Source organism: uncultured Moraxella sp., assembly GCF_945873075.1.
Taxonomy (GTDB): Bacteria; Pseudomonadota; Gammaproteobacteria; order Pseudomonadales; family Moraxellaceae; genus Moraxella.
The window spans coordinates 44352-51067 of record NZ_CAMCBS010000016.1 but is presented as its reverse complement, the minus strand read 5'-3'; the positions used below and the strand labels follow the sequence as shown (position 1 = coordinate 51067).

The 6716-nt window shown below is 45.4% G+C and carries 6 protein-coding genes; 1 reads left to right on the top strand and 5 read right to left on the bottom strand.

From position 1 onward, the window contains the following. The 5 genes from Q0N89_RS06810 to Q0N89_RS06790 all read right to left on the bottom strand — a co-directional run. Positions 1 to 324: biotin/lipoyl-containing protein (locus Q0N89_RS06810; RefSeq protein ID WP_294034721.1), on the bottom strand; the 324-nt coding region annotated here is incomplete at its 3' end. 24 nt (positions 325 to 348) lie between these two features. Continuing rightward, positions 349 to 3090: a pyruvate dehydrogenase (acetyl-transferring), homodimeric type gene (gene aceE / locus Q0N89_RS06805; RefSeq protein ID WP_294034718.1), complete on the bottom strand. Its 2742-nt coding sequence runs from the start codon at positions 3088 to 3090 to the stop codon at positions 349 to 351. 449 nt (positions 3091 to 3539) lie between these two features. Then, complete coding sequence (gene bfr, locus Q0N89_RS06800; RefSeq protein WP_294034716.1) at positions 3540 to 4013, bottom strand: bacterioferritin; 474 nt, start codon at positions 4011 to 4013, stop codon at positions 3540 to 3542. Between the two features lie 21 nt (positions 4014 to 4034). Beyond that, positions 4035 to 4529 carry a bacterioferritin gene (gene bfr / locus Q0N89_RS06795; RefSeq protein ID WP_078253786.1) on the bottom strand — a complete coding sequence of 165 codons (495 nt, stop codon included), beginning with the start codon at positions 4527 to 4529 and terminating at the stop codon, positions 4035 to 4037. A gap of 420 nt (positions 4530 to 4949) precedes the next feature. After that, the gene (locus Q0N89_RS06790) at positions 4950 to 5144 is read right to left on the bottom strand and encodes a (2Fe-2S)-binding protein (RefSeq protein WP_078253787.1); all 195 of its coding nucleotides are present in this window, start codon (positions 5142 to 5144) and stop codon (positions 4950 to 4952) included. Positions 5145 to 5516: 372 nt separating this feature from the next. Between Q0N89_RS06790 and Q0N89_RS06785 the strand changes: the two genes are divergently transcribed. Further along, positions 5517 to 6683: a WG repeat-containing protein gene (locus Q0N89_RS06785; RefSeq protein WP_294034710.1), complete on the top strand. Its 1167-nt coding sequence runs from the start codon at positions 5517 to 5519 to the stop codon at positions 6681 to 6683. Positions 6684 to 6716 lie beyond the last annotated feature (33 nt).

Below are 6716 nucleotides of genomic sequence, written 5' to 3'. Positions count from 1 at the left end.
GCTTGATGCTGGTGCTGATGCAACTGGTGCAGCTGCTTGTGCAGGCTGTTCAGCTAGTGCTGATTCGGCAGGTTTTTCTTGTGGCGCTGGTGCAGCTGCACCAGTTTCAACAGTGAATAGTACCGAGCCTTCACTGATACTATCGCCGACATTGACATGAACAGCGGTGATAGTACCTGCAACAGGTGCAGGTACTTCAACAGATGCTTTGTCTGACTCAACCAAGACTAGGTTGTCATTTTCGCTAATAACATCACCGACTTTTACCATCACTTCGGCAACTTCGGCGCTTTCTACACCCAAATCGGGGGCTTTGATTTCCATCATATTCTCCTATAGTTCGGGTGATTAGTGATTGTCGTCAACCAGTTCTGGCACTGGGTTTGGCTCACGAGTTGTCTTCGGTGCTGGCGCATCAGGGAAGAAATCGTACTGTGGTTGTGGCTGCCATGCAGGTGCTTGGTCAGCATCAATCTCAAAGCTATTGATAGCATCTTGTACTAGGCGTACATCGATTTCACCTTCGTCTGCCAATTTCTTCAAAGTCGCAACAACGATGTGTTCAGCATTGACATTAAAGAAGCTACGCAGTTTGGCACGGCTGTCTGAGCGACCAAAGCCATCAGTACCCAGCGTCACATATGGGCGGCTGTCAGGTAGCCAGCCACGGATTTGCTCTGAGTAGTTGCGCATATAGTCAGTCGCTGCAACAACAATACCTTTGTGTGGTGCCATTTGCTGAGTCACCCAAGGAGTTTTTTGTTCAGCAGTTGGGTGTAGGCGGTTGTAGTCATCGCACGCCATGCCGTCACGGGTCAGCTCATTGAAACTGGTCACGCTCCATACGTTGGCGGTGATGCCAAATTCATCTTTTAGGATGCGAGCGGCTTTTTGAACTTCACGCAAAATCACACCTGAGCCAAGTAGCTGAACTTGTGTTGAGCCATTGTCTTCAAGCAGATACATACCACGCTTGATGCCTTCTTCGACACCTGCAGGCATTGCAGGTTGTTCGTAGTTTTCGTTCATCAAGGTGATGTAGTAGTACACACGCTCGCCTTCGCCATACATACGGCGCAGACCGTCATGCATCACAACAGCCAGCTCATAGCCATAGCATGGGTCATAAGTCACACAGTTTGGAATTGTACCAAATAGGATATGGCTATGACCGTCTTGGTGTTGCAGACCTTCACCGTTTAGCGTGGTACGACCTGCGGTTGCACCAAATAGGAAGCCTTGCGCTTGGCAGTCACCTGCTGCCCATGCCAAGTCACCGATACGCTGGAAACCGAACATTGAGTAGTAGATGTACATCGGAATCATCGGCAATGCGTTCACCGAGTAGCTGGTCGCCAAAGCAATCCACGCACTCATCGCACCTGCTTCGTTGATGCCTTCTTCGAGCATATGGCCGTCTTTGGCTTCACGATAGCCCATCAAGGCTTCGGCATCTTCGGCAACATAATTTTGACCGACTGATGAATAAATGCCCAACTGACGGAACATACCCTCTAGACCAAAGGTACGCGCTTCATCCGGTACGATTGGCACGACGTGTTTGTTTAGGCCTTTGTCTTTTAGTAGTGCTGATAGCAAACGCACATAGACCATCGTCGTAGATTGCTCTTTGCCTTTTGAGCCTTGTAGCACTTGGTCAAAGATTGATAGCTCAGGAATCTGTAGTGGAATATGACCACTACGACGAGATGGCAAATGACCGCCCAATGATTCGCGGCGACCCATCAAATATTTGTATTCAGCACTATCAGGGCTTGGGCGGTAGAATGGTAATTCTTTAAGCTGCTCATCGGTAAATGGCAAGTCAAAACGGTCACGGAAATATTTCAGACCGCTTTCGTCCAATTTCTTCAATTGGTGCGCTTTGTTCACCGCTTGGATTTGGCTTGATAGACCATAGCCTTTAACAGTTTTGACCAAAATAACTGTCGGCTGACCTTTGGCTTTCATTGCTTCAGCATACGCTGCATAAACTTTCTTCGGATCATGGCCGCCACGGTTTAGGTGCATCAGCTCTTCATCCGTCCAGTCTTTGACCATCTCTGCAAGCTCTGGATACTTGCCAAAGAACTCTTTGCGGACAAAAGCACCATCACGAGCGGTGTACAGCTGATATTCGCCATCGACGACTTCTTCCATGCGTTTTTTCAGAGCGCCAGATTCATCTTTGGCCAGTAGCGGATCCCAATGATCACCCCAAATGACTTTAATCACTTTCCAGCCTGCGCCACGGAATACCGACTCAAGCTCTTGGATGATTTTGCCGTTACCACGCACAGGGCCGTCTAGACGCTGTAGGTTACAGTTGATGACCCAGATTAGGTTGTCAAGCTTTTCACGGCCTGCCATTGAGATCGCACCCAAGCTTTCTGGCTCGTCCGTCTCACCATCGCCCAAGAATGCCCATACTTTACGATCTTCGTCTTTGATCAGACCACGGTTGGTTAGGTATTTTTGGTTACGAGCTTGATAAATCGACATCAAGGGGCCTAGACCCATCGATACGGTTGGGAACTGCCAATAATCAGGCATCAAATATGGGTGCGGATAGCTTGATAGACCTTTGCCATCGACTTCACGGCGGAAATTCTCAAGCTGCTCTTCGCTTAGGCGACCTTCAAGGAATGAACGAGCGTACATACCCGGTGCACCATGACCTTGATAATAAATCATGTCACCGCCATGCGCTTCGCTTGGTGCACGCCAAAAATGGTTAAAACCTGTTTCGTACAAAGTCGCTGATGACGCAAAAGTCGCCAAGTGACCACCCAGCTCGTCATCATTTTGGTTGGCACGCATAACCATCGCTAGCGCATTGTAGCGAATCAAGGCACGCAGTTTGCGCTCCATGTGCAGATCACCAGGATAATTTGGCTCATCTTCAGCAGGAATGGTGTTGATATAAGCGGTATCTAGTCGGTTGAATGGCAAGCCTTCTTGAACTGCCATGTTGTATAGTGCTTTTAGTAGAAATTGTGCACGATCTTTGTCGGCATTTTTAATAACCGATTCAAAAGCATCTAACCACTCTTGGGTTTCGATGTGATCGGTATCGTTATAATAAGTCATCACATTTATCCTGCGTTAACCAAGCAATCGCCAAAACGCTCAGCGATTACAAAACACACATGCCAAGACTGATAGACAATCTTGACACGCACCACATTTAATTACTTATGATACAAAGTATCAACAGCAAATCAAAACTTTTTCGTATTGCTATTATAAGAGTATTGGTAAAAAAAGTTTATTCCCAAAAATAAATACTTATATAGCTTTCATTTATTTGGTGAATAATACCACAAAACACCCGCCAAATCACGGCATTTTCGGTCAAAATCCCTGCATATGCTACTGATTTTGTATCAATTTTGTCAATGATTGCCATTAAAAAAATTTACTACTGTACACTCAAAGTTGAGCGGTGCAGTACCAACACAGCAAAAAGCCCAAATACCAAGCGGTATTCGGGCTTTTTTGACTCACCTTTGCCAATGGCAAACGGGTAAAGCGGTCGATTAGTCGTCGCTTGCTTTTAGCTGAATGAAGTTTTGGATACCCATATCTTCAATCATTTCTTGTTGTGTTGTTAGCCAATCTTCATACTCTTCGTTACCGTCTTTGAGCTTAACGAGAAGTTCACGAGAGACATAGTCACGATTAGCTTCACAAACACCGATGGCATCGACCAGAATATCATGCTTACGCTGTTCTAGCTTTAGGTCGCAAGCTAAGATTTCTTCGACAGTTTCGCCAATCATCAGCTTGCCGTATTCTTGTAGATTTGGCAAGCCTTCAAGCAATAGCACACGCTCAATCAGCTCATCAGACCATTTCATTTCTTGGATTGACTGCTTATAAAACGCTTCATTAAGCTCGCCGATGCCCCAGTTTTTGACGATGCGTGCGTGCAAAAAATACTGGTTAATCGCAATCAATGACTGACCAAGCACGGCGTTCAACGCACGGATAACTTCTTTATTGCCTTTCATAAATGCTCCCTTATCCTATAATTAGTGCGCTGCGGTCGCTTGTACCGCTTCGCCTGCCACGCTTTGTAGGTAATTTTGCAGACCCATCAACTCAATTAGGCGAAGTTGTTGTTCTAGCCAATGCGCATGGTCTTGCTCGGTATCTTCTAGCTGACGCACCAGCATATCGCGAGTGACATAATCACGCTCAGCTTCGCATAGGGCAATGCCTTCTTTTAGGTGCTCTTGGACGCTGTATTCTAGCTCAAGGTCGCTTTTTAGCATACTTGGTACATCAGTGCCGATATTCAGTGCGCCCACTTGCATATTTGGCGTGCCACCAAGCATCAAAATACGAGTAATCAGCAGCTGTGCATGCAAGGTCTCATCTTCCATCTCATGATGGATACGGTCATACAACTTGCCAAGATGCCATTCAGCATACATTTGCGAATGGATAAAATATTGGTCACGAGCACCAAGCTCGCCTGCCAATAGGAAATTTAGATAATCGATAACTTTTTGTGATGATTTCATAGTCGTACTCCGAATAAACACAGGGGCAACTTGCCAATTTGCTATGATGCTATCTTAACACAGACTTGATAAAAATCTAGCATGACTTTGTAATACTACAGAACTGCGAACGCTTAGCACTCTGATAATAACTTGCAAATGACATAAAAAATCATCCAGACACTGTCGCATCTGAATGATAATATGTAAAATATGATAAGTCTTTGATTTGATTATAATTATCTAAAAGTTTGCACAAAAGTTAATCAAAAATCACTATCATTTAGTTTTTTAAATTTGAAAATGATTATCGATTGATAAAATTTACAAACTTGACACTTGGCTATTTTTAAGAATGATTATCACATCTTAGCAATAATCTAGCAATATAATTACAAAGTTTATACACTTTAATCGGCATCATTCCCTGATGCTAGCGGTCTAGCCCGCCATCACATCAATCGCTACAAAGTTTGCTTGGTGCTCATCCACCAAATCCTGCACCATCGGGATACAGCAACCACAGCAAGTACCGACTGACAAAGTCTCTTGCAGTCCATTCATGCCGTCCACGCCAGATGCGAGTGCGGTCTTGATTTGGGTGTCTTTGACATCATGACAAATACAAACATACATCGCTCAAATCCTTGTATCTGCAAGACGGTTGCTTGCATGTTGAAGTTGAATACATTTCACTCTCAAAAGCGAGTGATTCTTGTTTATGCGGTTATAATAACAATAACCGTTCCCATTTGCAACTATTTTGATTGATTTATTTAAAGTTTTTGATACAAATTTTTAATCATCAAAGGCATTTTAATTAACTTGACTAATTTACTCGGATTTTGGATAATTATTATACAAATTTTCACTGATTTATCGGTCGGTGATAGCAAAATCAGCGTTGCAATGATTCTGCCATAGATACAATTTCACCTCATATTTTGGCTATACAATGTGCGGTTTTGGCAGTAAAATGTGCTTATCGTTTTAAGCCTTATGATGATAATGACACCCACTTATTTGACACACTTATCAAAGCTCGGACTGGTGGCAGTACTAAGCTATGCTAGTATCGGCACAGCTTTTGCCGCCTGTAAGCCACCAAAAAGCGACTATAAAAATGTCAGCTGTACCGCCCAAAGCGGTGTTTATCTTGCGACCAAAGATGATGGCTCGCCTGTGGCACTGCTTGACAACAAAGGCAAAAAGACCGCCGATTTGTTCACTTATCATGCGGTGCTAGCACATCAGTTTGGCGATGGCTTGATGCCTGTTCAATTAGGCGGTAAGGTTGGCTATATCAATAAAAATGGCAAAACTGCCATCAGTGCCCAATACGACCGTATGCCAACAGGCGCATGGGCTCGTGGCGTCTCTGATGGGCGTATCGTCGTCTATAAAAATGGCGCTTTTGGGGTGATTGACACACGGGGCAAAACGGTGGTCGGCTTTGACCGCAGCATCAGCAATATCACTGATTTTCAAAATGGCGTGGCGACCGTCACCAAAGGCAATCAACGCTATCAAATCGATAGTAGCGGTAAGCGTATTGCAAGTACACCAGCGACGCCAACACCTGCACCGCAAGTTGCTACCGAGCCAAGCAGTCCGCCACCGCCACCAAGCTATACGCAGACCAAACCACCGCCTGCATCGGTCACCATCTCACAGATCAGTAGTAATGTGCTTGGTGCATCTAGCACGCATATCGTGGCACAGACTACAAGCACAACGCCCACCGTATCACAAGCCTTTGTCAGCTCATCGGTTGTCAGCACGCCGGTCAATCAAAGCGCGGCCGTCTCAGCCGTGCCAATGCGTTCATCCACCACATCACCACCATTTTTCCCCGCCCAGCAAAACGGCAAATGGGGCTTTATTGATGCCAATGGCGTGGCGATGATTCAATATGTCTTTGATGAAGTGCAAAGCTATAGCGAAGGCTTGGCGGCGGTACGCATGGGTAGCCGTTGGGGGTATATCGACGGTCGGGGTGATTTGGTGATTGATTTTCGTTTTGAGCAAAATGGCGTCGTGCCAAGCAGTCATACGCCCGCCCTGCCAAGTACGCCTTTTAAATTTGAAAATGGTCGAGCATGGATTGGCAATCTTGCCAATGGCACAAAGATGTGTATCGACCGTCAAGGCAATCCAGCTGCTTGTCAAGACTAGCTCAGCACAACTAGGCAACAAAACAACCACCAT

Bases quoted from the DNA above. Each gene is read 5' to 3' on its own strand.
- aceE (WP_294034718.1), bottom strand. From the start codon at position 3,090: ATGACTTATTATAACGATACCGATCACATCGAAACCCAAGAGTGGTTA.
- bfr (WP_294034716.1), bottom strand. From the start codon at position 4,013: ATGAAAGGCAATAAAGAAGTTATCCGTGCGTTGAACGCCGTGCTTGGT.
- bfr (WP_078253786.1), bottom strand. From the start codon at position 4,529: ATGAAATCATCACAAAAAGTTATCGATTATCTAAATTTCCTATTGGCA.
- Q0N89_RS06790 (WP_078253787.1), bottom strand. From the start codon at position 5,144: ATGTATGTTTGTATTTGTCATGATGTCAAAGACACCCAAATCAAGACC.
- Q0N89_RS06785 (WP_294034710.1), top strand. From the start codon at position 5,517: ATGACACCCACTTATTTGACACACTTATCAAAGCTCGGACTGGTGGCA.